14 protein-coding genes, 1 other RNA gene and 2 pseudogenes are annotated in these 15,335 nt (G+C 64.9%); 6 read left to right on the top strand and 11 right to left on the bottom strand.

Going from position 1 to position 15,335, the window contains the following annotated elements; genetic code table 11:
- The first annotated feature begins 29 nt into the window (after positions 1-29).
- Both ACLLJI_RS12055 and ACLLJI_RS12060 read left to right on the top strand, forming a co-directional pair.
- Complete coding sequence (locus tag ACLLJI_RS12055) at positions 30-902, top strand: acyltransferase domain-containing protein (protein ID WP_434612551.1); 873 nt, start codon at positions 30-32, stop codon at positions 900-902.
- A gap of 107 nt (positions 903-1,009) precedes the next feature.
- The gene (locus tag ACLLJI_RS12060; protein ID WP_434612553.1) at positions 1,010-2,641 is read left to right on the top strand and encodes a peptide chain release factor 3; all 1,632 of its coding nucleotides are present in this window, start codon (positions 1,010-1,012) and stop codon (positions 2,639-2,641) included.
- 92 nt (positions 2,642-2,733) lie between these two features.
- Here ACLLJI_RS12060 and ACLLJI_RS12065 read toward each other — a convergent pair whose 3' ends face one another.
- The 4 genes from ACLLJI_RS12065 to ACLLJI_RS12080 all read right to left on the bottom strand — a co-directional run bounded on the left by ACLLJI_RS12065 (position 2,734) and on the right by ACLLJI_RS12080 (position 6,238).
- Positions 2,734-2,922, bottom strand: coding sequence for a hypothetical protein (locus ACLLJI_RS12065; protein ID WP_434612555.1), 189 nt, complete (start codon positions 2,920-2,922; stop codon positions 2,734-2,736).
- A 141-nt stretch (positions 2,923-3,063) separates the two neighbouring features.
- The gene (locus ACLLJI_RS12070; RefSeq protein WP_434612557.1) at positions 3,064-3,816 is read right to left on the bottom strand and encodes an HNH endonuclease family protein; all 753 of its coding nucleotides are present in this window, start codon (positions 3,814-3,816) and stop codon (positions 3,064-3,066) included.
- Positions 3,817-4,242: 426 nt separating this feature from the next.
- An RNA gene (gene rnpB / locus ACLLJI_RS12075) (RNase P RNA component class A) lies at positions 4,243-4,632 on the bottom strand.
- Between the two features lie 127 nt (positions 4,633-4,759).
- Positions 4,760-6,238: a glyceraldehyde-3-phosphate dehydrogenase gene (locus ACLLJI_RS12080; RefSeq protein ID WP_434612559.1), complete on the bottom strand. Its 1,479-nt coding sequence runs from the start codon at positions 6,236-6,238 to the stop codon at positions 4,760-4,762.
- A 306-nt stretch (positions 6,239-6,544) separates the two neighbouring features.
- Here ACLLJI_RS12080 and ACLLJI_RS12085 point away from each other — a divergent pair, with 306 nt between their 5' ends.
- A complete protein-coding gene (locus ACLLJI_RS12085; RefSeq protein WP_283560889.1) occupies positions 6,545-7,321 on the top strand; it encodes a YaaA family protein in 777 nt (258 codons plus the stop codon).
- 210 nt (positions 7,322-7,531) lie between these two features.
- Here the strand turns inward: ACLLJI_RS12085 and ACLLJI_RS12090 are convergent, their stop codons facing one another.
- Positions 7,532-8,269, bottom strand: a complete 738-nt coding sequence (locus ACLLJI_RS12090; RefSeq protein ID WP_434612562.1) for a zinc ribbon domain-containing protein — start codon at positions 8,267-8,269, stop codon at positions 7,532-7,534.
- A gap of 60 nt (positions 8,270-8,329) precedes the next feature.
- Positions 8,330-9,286 carry a Nif3-like dinuclear metal center hexameric protein gene (locus ACLLJI_RS12095; RefSeq protein WP_434621505.1) on the bottom strand — a complete coding sequence of 319 codons (957 nt, stop codon included), beginning with the start codon at positions 9,284-9,286 and terminating at the stop codon, positions 8,330-8,332.
- Between the two features lie 121 nt (positions 9,287-9,407).
- Between ACLLJI_RS12095 and msrA the strand changes: the two genes are divergently transcribed.
- The 3 genes from msrA (at position 9,408) to epsC (ending at position 11,707) form a co-directional block, all read left to right on the top strand.
- The gene (gene msrA, locus ACLLJI_RS12100; protein ID WP_434612564.1) at positions 9,408-9,932 is read left to right on the top strand and encodes a peptide-methionine (S)-S-oxide reductase MsrA; all 525 of its coding nucleotides are present in this window, start codon (positions 9,408-9,410) and stop codon (positions 9,930-9,932) included.
- A gap of 81 nt (positions 9,933-10,013) precedes the next feature.
- Positions 10,014-10,949, top strand: coding sequence for a cysteine synthase A (gene cysK, locus ACLLJI_RS12105; RefSeq protein WP_434612566.1), 936 nt, complete (start codon positions 10,014-10,016; stop codon positions 10,947-10,949).
- Positions 10,950-11,107: 158 nt separating this feature from the next.
- Positions 11,108-11,707: a serine O-acetyltransferase EpsC gene (gene epsC / locus ACLLJI_RS12110; RefSeq protein ID WP_283560894.1), complete on the top strand. Its 600-nt coding sequence runs from the start codon at positions 11,108-11,110 to the stop codon at positions 11,705-11,707.
- A 93-nt stretch (positions 11,708-11,800) separates the two neighbouring features.
- On the opposite strand, the pseudogene ACLLJI_RS12115 reads toward epsC, so the two are convergent.
- The 5 genes and pseudogenes from ACLLJI_RS12115 to ACLLJI_RS12135 all read right to left on the bottom strand — a co-directional run.
- Positions 11,801-12,214 (bottom strand): annotated as a pseudogene (locus ACLLJI_RS12115) (GNAT family N-acetyltransferase); the annotation flags it as partial.
- 13 nt (positions 12,215-12,227) lie between these two features.
- On the bottom strand, positions 12,228-12,647 hold the full coding sequence (locus ACLLJI_RS12120; RefSeq protein ID WP_434612569.1) for a type II toxin-antitoxin system VapC family toxin: 420 nt from the start codon (positions 12,645-12,647) through the stop codon (positions 12,228-12,230).
- Complete coding sequence (locus tag ACLLJI_RS12125; protein ID WP_434612571.1) at positions 12,644-12,898, bottom strand: type II toxin-antitoxin system Phd/YefM family antitoxin; 255 nt, start codon at positions 12,896-12,898, stop codon at positions 12,644-12,646. Before ACLLJI_RS12125 ends, ACLLJI_RS12120 begins: the two co-directional genes overlap by 4 nt.
- 201 nt (positions 12,899-13,099) lie before the next feature.
- Positions 13,100-14,536 (bottom strand): NADP-dependent phosphogluconate dehydrogenase, encoded by a 1,437-nt coding sequence (gene gndA, locus ACLLJI_RS12130; RefSeq protein WP_434612573.1) that lies wholly within the window; start codon positions 14,534-14,536, stop codon positions 13,100-13,102.
- 142 nt (positions 14,537-14,678) lie between these two features.
- Positions 14,679-15,242 (bottom strand): annotated as a pseudogene (locus tag ACLLJI_RS12135) (zinc-binding dehydrogenase).
- Between the last annotated feature and the right edge of the window lie 93 nt (positions 15,243-15,335).

Raw genomic sequence — 15,335 nt, forward strand, 5'->3', positions numbered from 1 at the left:
TGGCGATCCCGTTGGATAGGCTGAGGACCATGACTTCCCCGCCGTCGCTGACTACCGACCAGATTCTGTCGTACCTGGCGGTGGAACCGGCCGACCGCCGCGACTGCGTGGCGCTGCTGCAGGGCTCTCCCGGCCCGGGCGCCGTCGTGGTTCTGGCTGCGCTGAACGAACGACTGGGCACGGCTTCCGGGGAGCCACCCCGCCCCGAGGTGACCGAGACAGACTGGATCGAAGGATTCCTCCGCTTCACCCCCGAGCTCGTCCAATGGCATGCGGAGCTCGGGATTCCGGATGGGGTCACCCGCGCGACGCTCGCCGATGTCGGCCGGAACCTGGACATCAACCGCCGTGTGCACGGGCGCTTCGGCCTGGACACCTTCCGCTGGCTCACGCATCATTACGCCGGAAGCATCTTCCAGCTCGGGCGGCTGCAGTACCTGATACACCAGGGCCAGGACAGTCCTCCGGAAGCCGTGGCCGGCACCGACGGGATTCCGGGGGCAGCCGCGGGCGAGTGGCTGCTGGGCATACATATTCCGGAATCCGGCGGCCTGGCTCCGCTCGCGGTGCAGGCAAGCCTGGAGCAGGCACGGCCGTTCTTTGCCCGTTATTTCCCGGAGCGGCCGGTCCGGATCGCCGACTGCGCTTCCTGGCTGCTGGACCCCTACATTCCCACCCACCTCGACGCGGACTCGAACATTGTCCGCTTCGCCCGCCGCTTCACCCCCTACTGCCGGCCCATTGACACCCCCACCGACGCGGTGTACTTCACCTTCCGGACCCGCAACATGACGGATCTGGCCGGCTTGCCGCGCCGCACGGCGCTGCAGCGGATGGTGCTGGAGCGGATCGACGACGGCGGCTGCTGGCAGCTGGCCTACGGTCACCTTCCGCTTCCCTAAAGTCATCGGGGGTCAACTGCGGTAAACTAGGTATTTTGGCCACCCCGCCCCGGCCTACTCACCACCACAGCACAGCACGGAACCAACGCAGCAGCGAAAGAAGCACAGTGTCCCAAGACGTCATCTCCCCCGCCCGTGTCAATGAGATCCGCGTCAATAAGATCACTGGCCAGGCGGCACGTCGGCGCACCTTCGCCGTAATTTCACACCCGGATGCGGGAAAGTCCACGCTCACCGAAGCCCTTGCCCTGCACGCCAAGGTTATCGGTACTGCCGGCGCCACCAACGGAAAATCGAACCGCAAGGACACAATTTCCGACTGGATGCAGATGGAAAAGGACCGCGGCATCTCGATCAGTTCCGCCGCGCTCCAGTTCTCCTACCGGGACACCGTAATCAACCTGCTGGACACTCCCGGCCACGCGGATTTCTCCGAGGACACCTACCGCGTGCTGGCCGCCGTCGACTGCGCCGTCATGCTTGTGGACGCCGCCAAGGGCCTGGAAACGCAGACCATGAAGCTGTTCGAAGTGTGCCGGCAGCGCGGGCTGCCGATCATCACGGTGATCAACAAGTGGGACAGGCCGGGACTGGACACCTTGGCGCTGATGGACGAAATCACCGAACGAACCGGTCTGCTGCCGATGCCCCTCACTTGGGCCGTCGGCATCGCCGGCGATTTCCGCGGCGTTTGGGATCTGAAGCGGGACCGCTTTGTCCGCTTCACCCGCAACAACAGCGGCGCCAATATCGCTTTGACAGAGTACTACACGCCGGCAGAGGCCGCCGTCAGCGAGGGGAACGTCTGGACCGATGCGGTGGACGAGGCCGGCCTGGTTTTGGATTCCAACCTGTCCTTCGACCCGGCGAGTTTCTATGCCGGCAAAGCCACACCGATCCTCTTCTCGTCGGCCGCGCTGAACTTCGGCGTCAAGGAACTGCTGGACACCCTGGTCGACTTCGCCCCGCCCGCGGCGCCCCGCCCCGACGTTGCGGGTGCCCTTCGGCCGGTGGCTGCGCCCTTCTCCGGCTTCGTCTTCAAGGTCCAGGCCGGGATGAACCAGGCGCACCGGGATCACGTTGCCTTCGTCCGCGTCTGCTCGGGGATCTTTGAGCGCGGCATGGTGGTCACGCAGACCCGCACCGGCAAGTCCATTGCGACCAAATATGCCCAGCAGGTCTTCGGCCGTGAGCGCGAGGTAATTGACGAAGCTTTCCCGGGCGACGTCGTCGGACTTGTCAACGCCTCGGCGCTGCGTGTCGGCGACAGCCTCTATCTGGAAGATCCCGTCGAGTTCCCCGCCATCCCGCTGTTCGCCCCGGAACACTTCCAGGTTGCGCGGTCCAAGGACCCCAGCCGCTACAAGCAGTTCCGCCGCGGCATTGACCAGCTCGAACACGAGGGCGTCATCCAAGTGCTCCGTTCCGACCTGCGAGGAGACCAGGCACCCGTACTCGCAGCCGTCGGACCGATGCAGTTCGAGGTGGTGGAGGACCGCATGACGCACGATTTCAACGCGCCGATGCGCTTCGAGCGGCTGCCCTACACGCTCGCCCGGCTTACCACGGCAGAGGCCATCGACACCCTGGGCCTGGTGCACGGCGCGGAGGTCCTGGTCCGCTCCGACGGCGAATACCTGGCGCTGTTCAACGACGTTTGGGCGCTTCGCCGGGTGGAGAAAAACAACCCCGACCTGACCCTGCTGGCCATCGGGACACAATCCCGCAGCGGGTCCTAAGGACCGGACGGCAGGCCTCCCAAATCCTGCGTCGCCCCGGCGGGGCACCCGGGGCATCGTCCCGGTGGCGGCCCGGCGGCGTCGTCGGGCCGCTAGTTTTCCTTCATCACCCGCTGCAGATCCTGCGCCGCCGTGGTCCGCAGCTCCTCCAGCTGAGTAAGCCGCTTATGGTCAATGGCCCCTTTGGTGTAGTCGCGCTGCGCCTGCGTCAGCTGCCGATTGGCCTCGTCCAGATTATCCTGGGCCCTCTTGACGGGATCTACATGCTGAAAATTGCTCATACCCGCATCATTGCATCGTTTCCCGAACACCGCCAGAACGCCGCGCGGCTGCAGGGGCTTCTGGCGGATGCCGGCACGGGCTTCGCCCGGTGTGGAGGAGTAGTCGCCACGGTCAGCTATGCCATCCGCGGCGTTCCGGGGTCAGGGACCATACCCGGACTCCAGCGTCTGCTGCCGGGGGCAGGCTGAGAGCACGCGTTTCATGGCATCCTTCTCCGCCTGCGTCAGCCAGAGCCGGTACGCGGCCTTCACAGAGATCTGCCGCGCCACATACCGGCAGCGGAACGCCCTGTTGGGCGGCAGCCAGGTGGCGGCGTCGCCGTCGCTCTTCTGGACGTTGGTGGGGCCATCCACGGCCAGCAGATTCAGCGGATCATTGGCCAGACTTTGGCGCTGCTCGACGGTAAGCTGCTGGGCCCCGGTCTGCCAAGCATTACCCAGCGCCACCACGTGGTCGATCTGAATGGCCTTACTGCTCTGCGCGCCCCGGCTGAAATCCAGCTCCTCGCCGGTATAGGGATCCGCCAGCTTGCCCGAAACCCACAGGCAACCCGAACCGGTGACCAGCTGCCCCTGCATCAGATCCCGGGCCAGAATGTCATTGCGCGTGTCGCAGCCGTTCCGGTCGACATCGAGCCACGCCTCGCCGAAGGCGAGCCGGTCGTAGGTGTTCCTCGGCGCCCGGCCCTTGACCTCCAGGATCTCGAGCACGCTCAGCGCCGCCGCCGAATGTACCCGCACAATCGGGCTACCGAGCCCTTTCCAACCAGACTCGACCACCAGCGGTCCCTGCTCCGCGAGCGCCGTAGAGACAGGATTGAGCGGCCCCCAGGTATAGAGCCACGCCAGCAGCGCCACGGCCAGAGCGAACGCGGGAACGGCGACGGCCAGCACCCGCGGCCGCCGTCCCGGCCGGACGGTGCGGCGGGAATCCTGAGCGGACCCGGCGGGGCTGGCACTTCGGTGCCCAGAGGGGTTTGCACCCCGGTGCCCGGAGGAGCCGACGCGTTCGACGAGACCCGCACTGAGGAACCGGTGAGAACGGCCGGACCCGCGGGCGCGCCCGACTGATCGGGGAGACGTGGTTCCTGGTGACATCGCCGCTGCCTGAGTACTGGTGGAATGCTGACTGACTGCCACTCAGTGTAGGCAGGAGCCACGACACCGTGCCGACGATATCCACACCTTAAACCCGGGGTGCTCCAAATGGGGCAGGAATGCCGATTTGACCCCATTAAGCGCACCTCAGAGAGTCGGTGCGGGATAATTGATGCCGGCATTATGCGGAACTGGGGCTGTCGCGCGCCTGGACCTTTGGGCTGGATGGGTTGGCCGATACGCCGGGTTCTGTCATCCCGCTCCGTTACCAGCGCGGGAGTGGCGGCCATCCATCTACGAACGCCGTTGCCGACGCCCTCCAGCGGCCTACCCAGACACTCGGGCGAGCAGCCCTCAAACATGCCCTGTCTGGCCTTGCTCCCGGTGGGGTTTACCTAGCTTCCCTGGTCACCCAAGGAACTGGTGGTCTCTTACACCACCGTTTCACCCTTACCTGCCTGCACACGTGTTTCCACGCAGCGGGCGGGCGGTCTGTTTTCTGTGGCACTTTCCTGCGGGTTACCCCGAGTGGGCGTTACCCACCACCATGCTCTGTGGAGCCCGGACGTTCCTCGAGCCACTTTCGTGACGCGCGGCCGCCTGGCCAACCCATCCAGCTCTACAGTCTACTGCCACACCGGCGGTGTCCGACGACGTGGATGCTCCACAACGGCGGCGTCCGACGACGACGGCGGGCCGGCCGGCCGTCGTCGGGTCCGGTCTGTGGTCGCAACTGTACCTAGCGGACGGAGCCGGCCAAGGGACGCACCCGGTCCACGGCCGGGAAGGCCGGCGGATTCGCCCCGGCCATTTCCTCCATCACACGGACCACCTGGCAGCTGTAGCCGAATTCATTGTCGTACCAGACGTACAGCACCAAATGCTTATCCGTGCTGATCGTGGCCAGCCCATCCACAATCCCGGCGCGGCGCGAGCCGATAAAATCGGTGGACACGACCTCGGGGGAATCGATGAAGTCGATCTGCTTGTGCAAGTCCGAATGCAAGGACATATTGCGCAGGTAGGTGTTGATCTCTTCCTTGGTGGTGCCGCGCTCCAGCGTGAGGTTCAGGATCGCCATCGAGACATCGGGCGTGGGGACGCGGATCGAGTTGCCGGTCAGTTTCCCGGCCAGCTCCGGCAGCGCCTTGGCCACGGCTTTCGCCGCGCCGGTCTCGGTCAGCACCATGTTCAACGCGGCGGAACGGCCGCGGCGGTCACCTTTATGAAAGTTATCTGTAAGGTTCTGATCGTTGGTGAACGAATGCACCGTCTCCACATGTCCGTGAATAATGCCGAACTTGTCGTTGACCGCTTTGAGCACAGGTGTGATGGCGTTGGTGGTGCAGGATGCGGCCGTGATGATTTTGTCCGTAACGCTGATGGCGTCGTGGTTGATGCCGTGCACGATGTTCTTCAGCTCGCCCTTGCCCGGGGCCGTGAGCAGCACGCGGGCAACGCCGCGGCTGAGCAGGTGCTGGGACAGGCCGTCGGCATCGCGCCAGCGGCCGGTATTGTCCACCACCAGGGCGTCGTGAATGCCGAAGGCGGTGTAGTCGATGGTGGCGGGATTGTCCGAGTAGATGACCTGGATCAGCGTGCCGTTGGCCAGGATGGTGTTCTGCTCCTCATCCACCGTAATAGTGCCCACAAACGGGCCGTGCACGGAGTCGCGTCGCAGCAGGCTGGCCCGCTTGACCAGGTCCTGGTCCGAGCCGCGGCGAACCACAATGGCGCGCAGCCGCAGCCCGTCGCCGCCGCCGGCATGCTCGATCAGGATCCGTGCCAGCAGCCTGCCGATCCGTCCAAAGCCATAGAGCACGACGTCGGTGCTGTTGCGCTCGTCGGTGCCCTGGCGGTCGACGACGTCGGCCAGTTCGGCGCGCAGGAATTCGTCCCGCGTCCTGCCTGCACCTTCCTGCGCATAGAGGAGGTTCAGCTTGGCAAGATTGATCGAAGCCGGGCCCAGTTTCAGGGCGCTCAGCGCCTGGAGCAGCGGCAGCGTCTCCTCGGGGCGGAGTTCGACGTTGTCGACGTGGCGGGCGAAGCGGTGCGCCTTCAACACGCTGATGGCGGACTGGTTGATCAAGCTGCGGCCGTGGACAGAAATGACCACGTTGTTTTCCCGGTACAGCCGGCCGATCAGGCCAATCATTTCTTCGGCCAAGGCCTCGCGCCTGATCCAGATGTCCAGAGCTACATCAGAGGTCGGTTTCACAGATTTCCCTTTCCTGTCCCAACCGGAAACGCCTTCGGTGCCGGCGGCTTGCCGGATCCCCTCGGTGCGGACACGGCGCCCGGTCACGCGGCGCGGATTGCCGAACGTTCCGGAAAATTCATCCTGCGGTCAAACGCGGGATGAGGTGAGCGGTGAGTTTTCGGGCCGCCCTGCCCGCTATTCATTCTAGATGAGGTGGCGCCTGCATGGCTCATCGGATGGCCGAACGTGCTAAGGATCACGTCCAGGGAACGACCCGCACGTTCCGCGCGGCGACCGCGGTGCCGCACCGGTTAGGCTCATCGGGTGCGTATTCTGCTGCCGCCTTCCGAAGGCAAAACTCCGGTCCTCTCCGGCTTCCCCCTCCGTCTCGATGAGCTTCACTTCCCGGTGTTGAACGCCGCTCGGGCGCAGGTGATGGAGGCGCTGGCCCATGTTTCCGGCAAAGACGATGCGCTGACCCATTTGGGTGTCGGGGCATCGCTTGCTGTCGAGGTGGCCCGGAACATCCGGCTGGGGACCGAACCGGCGGCGGAAGCGCACCGGGTCTATTCCGGCGTGCTCTACGATGCGCTGGGCTACCGCACCCTCTCCGCCGCCCAGCGGCGCAAGGCGGACGAGGCAGTCGTCGTGATGTCCGGGCTGTGGGGTGTGATCGGCTTCGCGGACCGGATTCCGGCCTACCGCCTCTCGATGGCAGTCGGCCTGCCGGAACTGGGCAAGCTGGCGGCCTACTGGAAGCCGCGGCTGGCGCCGGCACTGGAGGAATTCGCTGCCGGGCATCTGCTGGTCGACTGCCGTTCCAGCACCTACGCCGCCGCCTGGGCTCCGCCGGCAGCCCAGACCGTGGCCGTGAATGTCTTTCGGGAGATCGACGGCAAACGGACCGTCGTTTCACATTTCGCCAAGCACACCCGCGGGGAGTTGGCACGCGAGCTGCTCACCCGACCGGGCAAGGCCCCACAGACGCCCGCACAGCTGCTCAAATTTGCCGGCACTCCCGCGTTTCACGGGCGCTGGGAGGCCGAACTCATCCCGGGGACGACACGGAAGGCACACTCGCTGAATCTCATCCTGCGCTAACAGCTTCTCCTCTGCCCGGATCGCCCGCCGCGCGGCCGGTGGCTGGTGGCTGGCAGATCATCCTGCGCACCGTTGAGTGTCGGCGCGGCGCACGATCGACTCCTGCGCACTGTAGCGGGCCAACTCCGCGCAGCTTTAGCCGCACGGCCGACCCGGCAGCGTTTATGGCGGGTCGACCAGGGCGACAAGCTCAACCAGCGGGTTAGCCGGTCAGCTCCACTCCGCCGAGCGGACCAGGATGCAACCGGCGTCCGGGCACATGACGAGGTCGTCGTCGGCTGCCTTGCGGATGTCCGCGAGGTCTCCCGGACTAAGTTGCATCCCGGAGCCCTCCGAAGTTCCGTGGAAAAGCCTCGCCGCGCCGATTCCGCGTTTGGTCAAAGCCCGTTCGTAGATGGCCAACAACGCGGCATCGAAGGACGCCGCGAGTGCGGTCCGGTCCCGGACCACGGCCGAACGCTCTGCGGAAACCTCGGCCAACTGCGCATCCACGTCATTGCGGATGGTACCGAGCGAGCCGTCAATGTCATCCACCACGCCCTGCTGCTTGGCCGCCCGGGCCGCGCAGCCCTCGAGCCGTTCCATCAGCTCGAGCTCAATGTCCTCGAGAGTGGAGCGCCGCCGGGCGAGCGATTCGAGCTCCTTCTGCAAAGCGACCAGATCCTTGGAGAGGCCGCTGCCGCTGTTGAGCCGGGCCTCGTCACGGGTTATTCGGGTGGCGACCTGCTCCACATCTGTCTCGGCACGGGTCAGTTCACGCTGGGTGTCGGCCGCCTCGGTGGTCCGGACCACCAGGTCGCTTTGTGCCACGGCCAGGCCGGCGTACAGATCGGTCAGACGCGGGTCTTCCCGCAGTATTTTGGCGCGGTTGTCCAGCTGCCTGATCTTCGCGTCCAGTGCCTGCAATTCCAGCAAACGTAACTGCTCCGCGGGTGCTGCCTTCGCCATCGAAATCCTCTCGGTGTGCCGGCGCCCGGCAAAAACGCGGCCGCCCTTCTACGTCCTAGGTTACGTCCAACCCGCGCCGCCGCCGCCCAGTCCTGGTGTCAGGATGAAATCCCACGGATCGGTGTTGGTCTGGCTGACGACAAGTTCGACGTCGAATTCCTGGTCCCTGAGCACGTTGCCGAGCGCTCGTGCCGCCGCCGGGAGCCAGAGCCACTCGCTGGCAAAATGCGACAGGTCGACCAGGTAGGGACGGCCGTTGACGGCAGACTCCCGGGCCTCCGAGGCGGGATGGTGGCGCAGATCCGCCGTGACGTAAACGTCGGCCCCACTGGCCCGGACCTCGTCGAAGAGGCTGTCACCGGCGCCCCCACAGACGGCAACCCGGCGCACCAGCCCCTGCCGGTCCCCCGCTACGCGCACTCCTCCGGCGACGGAGGGCAGCACCCGGAAAACGTGTTCGGCAAAATCACCCAGGCTCATGATCCCCGGCAGCTCCCCCACCCGGCCGATGCCTTCCTCCGGCAATCCGAGCGTCGCCGGGGTGAGCGGCGATACCGCAATCAACCCCAGAGCATCGGCCAACACATCCGAGACTCCGCCGACGGCGCTGTCCCCGTTGGTGTGGACGGTCAGCAGGGCGCAGCCCCCTTCTATCAGCCGGTGCACTGCCCGGCCTTTGCCGCTGGTGGCAGCGACCGATTTAACCCCTTTAAGCAGCAGCGGATGGTGGGTGATGAGCAGCTGCGCTCCCCAGTCAAGGGCCTCGTCGATGACTTCCAGGTTGGGGTCAACCGCGAACATGATCCGCTCCACGGTGGCATCGGGGCGCCCGACCACCAGACCAACGGCGTCCCAATCCTCCGCCAGAGATTCCGGCCAGAGCTCCTCCACCGCGAGCAGAACGTCGGCCAATCCCGGCCGGGACGCCGGTGGAGCCCCGGTTTCCGCGCGCGCCTCGCCCGCGCTCCCACCGAACTGCGTGCCGCCGTCGTCGTCCGCTTTATCCACCGGTTCCATGCGTCCCATTCTTCCGTAGGTCCGGCTCCCATTGTCCAACATAAGACGCGGACCGCGCGGGCGCCGCGGCAATTTTCGTGCCGCGGGAATCTTCTGGGCCGCCCGGACATTGATACAGGATATGAAGACATTTGTGCTCGGCGGAGGTTGTTTCTGGTGTTTGGATGCCTTGTATCAGCAGACCCTGGGGGTGACGGACGTGGTCTCCGGCTATACCGGCGGCCATGTGCGCCGTCCCGGCTACTATGACGTCTGCAACGGGATGACCGGCCATGCCGAAGTGGTGGCCGTTTCCTTTGACGAGAACATCGTTCCCGAGGAAGTAATCCTGGACATGTTCTTTGTCTCCCACGATCCCACCACGCTGAACCGGCAAGGGTACGACGTGGGCACGCAGTACCGTTCATCGATGTTCTACGCCGACGCCGTGCAGGAGGAAGCCTTCAGCGCCGCCATTGAGCGGAACCAGGCCCATTGGGATAAGCCCATCGTCACCGAGGTGACCCGTCTGCCGGAGTTCTATGTGGCCGAGGAGGAACATCAGAACTTTTACGCGAAACGCCCGGAGCAGGGCTATTGCCAGGTGATTATCAATCCGAAGCTGGCCAAGGCCCGGAAATATTACTCTTCGTGGCTTGCGGCTTAGCCCGATCATCACCGCGCTGAATAAACTGGCGCTATATATGCTTTACGGCAATTTTCCCTGCAGAGAAGAAGGTATAAATCAATGGGCCGCATTTACGACGACGTCACGCAGCTGGTGGGCAGCACGCCTCTGGTGCGTCTGAACCGTCTCACCGAAGGTCTGGATGCCACGGTGGCCGTGAAGCTGGAGTTCTATAACCCGGCCAACAGCGTCAAGGACCGGATCGGTGTGGCGATCGTTGATGCCGCGGAAAAGGCCGGTGCGCTCCAGGCCGGCGGGACGATCGTGGAGGGCACCTCCGGTAACACCGGGATCGCGCTGGCGATGGTGGGCGCTGCCCGCGGCTACAAGGTCATCCTGACCATGCCGGAGACCATGTCCACCGAGCGCCGGGTCATGTTGCGCGCCTACGGGGCCGAAATTGTCCTGACGCCCGGGTCCGAAGGCATGCGCGGCGCCGTCGAGAAGGCCGAGGCAATCGTGGCCAGCACGGAAAACTCGGTCCTGGCCCGGCAGTTCGCCAATCCGGCCAACGCCGAGATCCACCGCACCACCACGGCGGAGGAAATCTGGGAAGACACCAACGGTGCCATTGACATCTTTGTGGCCGGCATCGGCACGGGCGGAACCATCACCGGCGTGGGCCAGGTCCTCAAGGGACGCAAGCCCGGAATCCAGATTGTCGCGGTAGAGCCCAAGGACTCCGCCATCCTCAACGGCGGCGCCCCCGGACCGCACAAGATCCAGGGCCTCGGCGCGAACTTCATTCCGGAGGTGCTGGACCGCGAGATCTACGACGAGGTGCTTGACGCCACGATCGAGGACTCGGTCCGGGTGGCGAGGGCACTGGGCACCGAGGAGGGCATCCTGGGCGGCATCTCCTCGGGCGCTGCCGTTTGGGGCGCCTTGGAGCTGGCCAAACGCCCGGACAATGCCGGCAAACTGATCGTTGCGGTGGTTCCGGACTTCGGTGAGCGCTACATCTCCACTGTCCTTTACGACGACATCCGGGGCTGATCCTCCCGCGGCGCGGCGGCAGCCGCGGACTGCGGCAGCCGCGGAAAACCTACGCGCACCGTGGCCGGGGGGATCTAGGCGCAACATTGCCAGGGAACATCCGCCCGAAACACTGCCGGGGAACATTCAGCCGGCGAACATTCAACTGAAGGAAGTTCGTGACTTTACTCGTTCGGGCCGTCGCCCGGTTACGTGAGGACCTCGAAGCCGCCCGGTCGCACGACCCGGCGGCACGTGGTTCCTTCGAAAACTTCTTTGTCTACTCCGGCCTACACGCGATCTGGGTGCACCGGCTGACGCACAGAATGTGGGCCCACCCGGCGCTGAGGTTTCCCGCCCGGGCTCTGTCCCAGCTGGCCCGGTCTTCCACCGGCATCGAAATCCATCCAGGAGCCACGGTGGGGCGGCGCTTCTTCATCGACCACGGCATGGGCGTGGTCATCGGGGAAACAGCAGAGATCGGTGACGACGTGATGATCTACCACGGCGTCACTCTCGGTGGCCGCTCGCTGGCCAAGATCAAACGGCACCCGACCATCGGGGACCGCGTCACCATCGGTGCCGGCGCCAAGGTGTTGGGTCCCATCACCATAGGTGCCGGAAGCGCCATCGGCGCTAACGCCGTCGTCGTCAAGGATGCACCGGCAGATTCCATCATCACTGGCATCCCTGCGAAATGGCGGCACCGCGATGCGGCACGGGAGTCCGCCCCGGCCGTGGACCCGGCCGAGTACATCGATCCGGCCATGTACATCTGAGGCAGCAGAAGCGTCAGCGCGTCGAGTAGCGAAGCACCTCATCGCCCCGCGATACCAGCCGCAGGCCGGCGTAATCAACGAGTGTTGGGATGCCGGATTATCCGGCGTCGTCTCCGCATGGACTTGGGATGCCCTGGAGGAAAGTGCCCAGGCCGTCAGCGCGGCCAGGGCCTCGGCCGCATAGCCGTTCCCCCGCGCCCCCTCGGCGAGCCCGTAGCCGATCTCCACGGCACCAGCGGCGTTTGACGCCCCGAAGAATCCGATCCCGCCCACGGCGGCACCGTCGATCCGGCGGCGGATTTGGTAGTACGCCCACAGCGCCGGCTTGGCGGTGAACTGGTTTCCCCCGAGGCCGGCCGCCAGCGCGTCGCGGTCGCCGTTGAACGGATAATCTGCGGCCCAGATATCCCTCGGCAGGGCAGTCCCGGCGTGGATCCGTTGCGTTCCGGTCAGCGTGACGGGGTGCAGGATGAGTCGGGCGGTGAAGATACCAAGGGAGCCGGCCATTCAGAGAGTCTAACTAGGCGTTGGGGTCCATGGTGGTTACACCAAGGCTGCTCCAGGCATTCAGCAGCCGGCGGTCTCCACTCGCCGCCGCGAAGTCCGTGTCCGTGAAGCCAGCAGCAGCTGCACAGTGCACGGAATCATAGCCGCGCAGGCCGTAGCGTCGAGCCAACTGCCCCGCCTCCCGCATCAGCAGATCGTCCAGTTCCCGGATATGACAAAGCCCCCATACCAAGCCCATCCGGGCAAGGGCGTCACCGTGCTGACTGTCGGTCAAACGACCGAGACGCCCGGTCTGCGCCAAGGCCGCGGAAGCCTCTACAAAGACCAGACGGGTCACCACCTCAGCAGCGGCCCACAAACGCCGGCACCGTTGAGTACCGGGTTCGGTGATGAACAACGGAAGGGACACCGAGGTGTCAAAGTAGGCAATCACCGTCGCTGCTCATCGACCAAGTCACTGACCGTCCCAGCGATGCCGACGGGTTCCGGAAGATCTCCCCCGGCCGTAGCGGGCGGCCGCAACAATCCACCCGCGAGCAGCACCTCAAAGGCCGATGATCCCTCCATCGGAACAATCCGGGCAATTGCCCGACCATGGTCAGTGATGGTCACGGATGCGCCCGCGCTAACGGCGCGCAAGTGCCGGCTGAGCGAGTCACTCAGGTCCCGTATTCCAATATCCATGGCCGCCTCCGGTTCCGTATTCCAATATCCATGGCCACCTCCGGTTCCTCGCAAGTATTTCTGGCGTCTTTGATGCCGTTAATTGTAGCCACAACTGCCCTGCACACGCACTGACCGGCAGGTCTCCTCACCGATAATGCAATTAAGGCCCATGTCCTAAAAAACATGGGCCTTAATGCGTCACCGATGGGTGTGGGGCTGTTAGTGCGTGTCCACCGCTTCAACCTCGGACTTGTCCTCGCCCCAGAGTGTGTGGAACGTGCCGTCACCGTCAACGCGATGGTAGGTATGCGCACCGAACAAATCGCGCAGGCCCTGCGTCAGCGCGGCAGGCAGCCGCTTGCGCCGCAGACCGTCGTAATAGGCGAGCGAGGAGGAAAACACCGGAACGGGAATGCCCAGCTGGACGGCGGTGGCCACCACACGGCGCCACGCCGGTAGCGCACCGGCAATGGCCTCGCTGAACGCCGGCGCGAACAACAGGTTCGCCGGCTTATCCTGCGCCGAGTAAGCCTTGGTGATGTCCTTTAGCAGCTCCGCGCGGATGATGCAGCCGCCGCGCCACAGACCGGCAATCTCGTCCAGCTTCAGGTCCCAGTTGTATTCCTTGGCCGCGCCGGTGAGCATATCCAGGCCCTGCGCGTAGCTGACCAGCTTGGACGCGAACAAGGCCTGCCGGACGTCCTCGACGAAGCCCTCGCCCACGGTGATGCTTTCCTCGTGGCCGGCGAGCTTGTCCTGCGCCTCGGTGCGTTGCGCCGTCTGCGAGGACAGCGCCCGCGCAAAAACGGACTCGGCAATGCCCGACGTCGGCGAACCCAGTTCGAGCGCGGAGATGACAGTCCAGCGGCCGGTACCTTTCTGGCCCGCGGCGTCGACGACGACGTCAACAAACGGGCTGCCCGTCTTGGCGTCGGTGTGGGCCAGGACCTCAGCCGCGATCTCGATCAGGAACGAAGCCAGCTCGCCCTTGTTCCACTCGGTGAAGATCTTCGCCTGCTCGGCCGGCTCGATGCCGGCGCCGGCGCGCAATAGATCGAAAGCCTCCCCGATGACCTGCATGTCCGCGTACTCGATGCCGTTGTGCACCATCTTCACAAAGTGGCCGGCACCGTCCGTGCCGATCCACGCGCAGCACGGCTTGCCGTCCACGTGCGCGGAGATTTTCTCCAGCAGCGGGCCCAGTGCCTCATAGGACTCCCGCGATCCGCCCGGCATGATGGAGGGGCCGTTCAGCGCGCCCTCTTCACCGCCGGAAACACCGATGCCCACGAAATGCAGGTCCTTCTGAGCCAGTGCGGCTTCGCGGCGGCGGGTGTCCTGGAAGTGCGAGTTACCAGCGTCAATGACAATGTCGCCAGGTTCCAGCAGCGGCTCCAAGGCCTCGATCACCGAATCCACCGGCGCTCCGGCCTTGACCATGATCAGCACCCGGCGGGGCTTCTCCAGCGAGTCCACCAGTTCCTGCAGGGTCTCGGTGCGAACGAAATCTCCGTCGCCTCCGTGCTTTTCCAGCAGCGCGTCGGTTTTGGCAACCGAGCGGTTGTGCAGCGCGACTGTGAAGCCGTTGCGGGCCAGATTCCGGGCCAGGTTCGCCCCCATAACAGCCAGACCCGTTACGCCGATTTGTGCAGACATACATCCTCCATAATTGGTTTTGGAAATTTACCTCCAGCCTAGCCCGGAGGTCACGCAACCAGAAGAAAACTCCGTTTCATGAATCAGAATGTGACGTGCGGGTATCCGTAACGGTCCAGCCGAGTCACTGGCTGACCCTGCGTCAGTGGCGAAACTTCAGCAGTACCTTGCCGGAGGCCGCGGAATCCATGGCCACCTCGAAGGCCTCCAGACCCCGGTTTAGGGCGAACTCGTGGGTCACCCCGGATCAACGAAGAGCGAACCATCCGCCAGCGCCTTGATGACCTCATCAATTTCATCGTTGAACCGGAAAGAGCCGACCAGCTCAAGCTCGCGGGTGATGGCCAGCGAAATGGCCACGGGCTGCGGCCCCGAAGGCAGCAGCCCGACCATGACCACCATGCCCCCGCGCGCCGCTCCGTTGATCGCCGAGGCGAAGCCGTGGTGGCTGCCCGACGACTCGATCTCGATGTCGGCCTCGACGGCCGCTTCCTTCCACCGGGCCGCTGCCGTCCGCCGCCGGCACCGCGACGACCCCCACGACTTCGTGGCCAAGGATCATGGGAGCCTTCAGAATCGATTCGCCGGCCGCCCCCTCCAGCCAGTAATGCAGGTCAGAGCCGCAGACGCCGCCGTACACAATTTCCACCACGGCTTCGTCGGCACCGGCCTCAGGACTCTGGACATAGGGCGTGACTGTCGCGATGGCTTCCGTGTGATTCCGGTGTTTTTGTTGAGTGGTCGGCTGTTAATTTTCCCTCAGACGCGATAGAATCTAAGCAAGATAATCGGCGGCTTC

The sequence above is a fragment of the Arthrobacter sp. A5 genome (assembly GCF_051131705.1).
GTDB lineage: Bacteria > Actinomycetota > Actinomycetes > Actinomycetales > Micrococcaceae > Arthrobacter_M.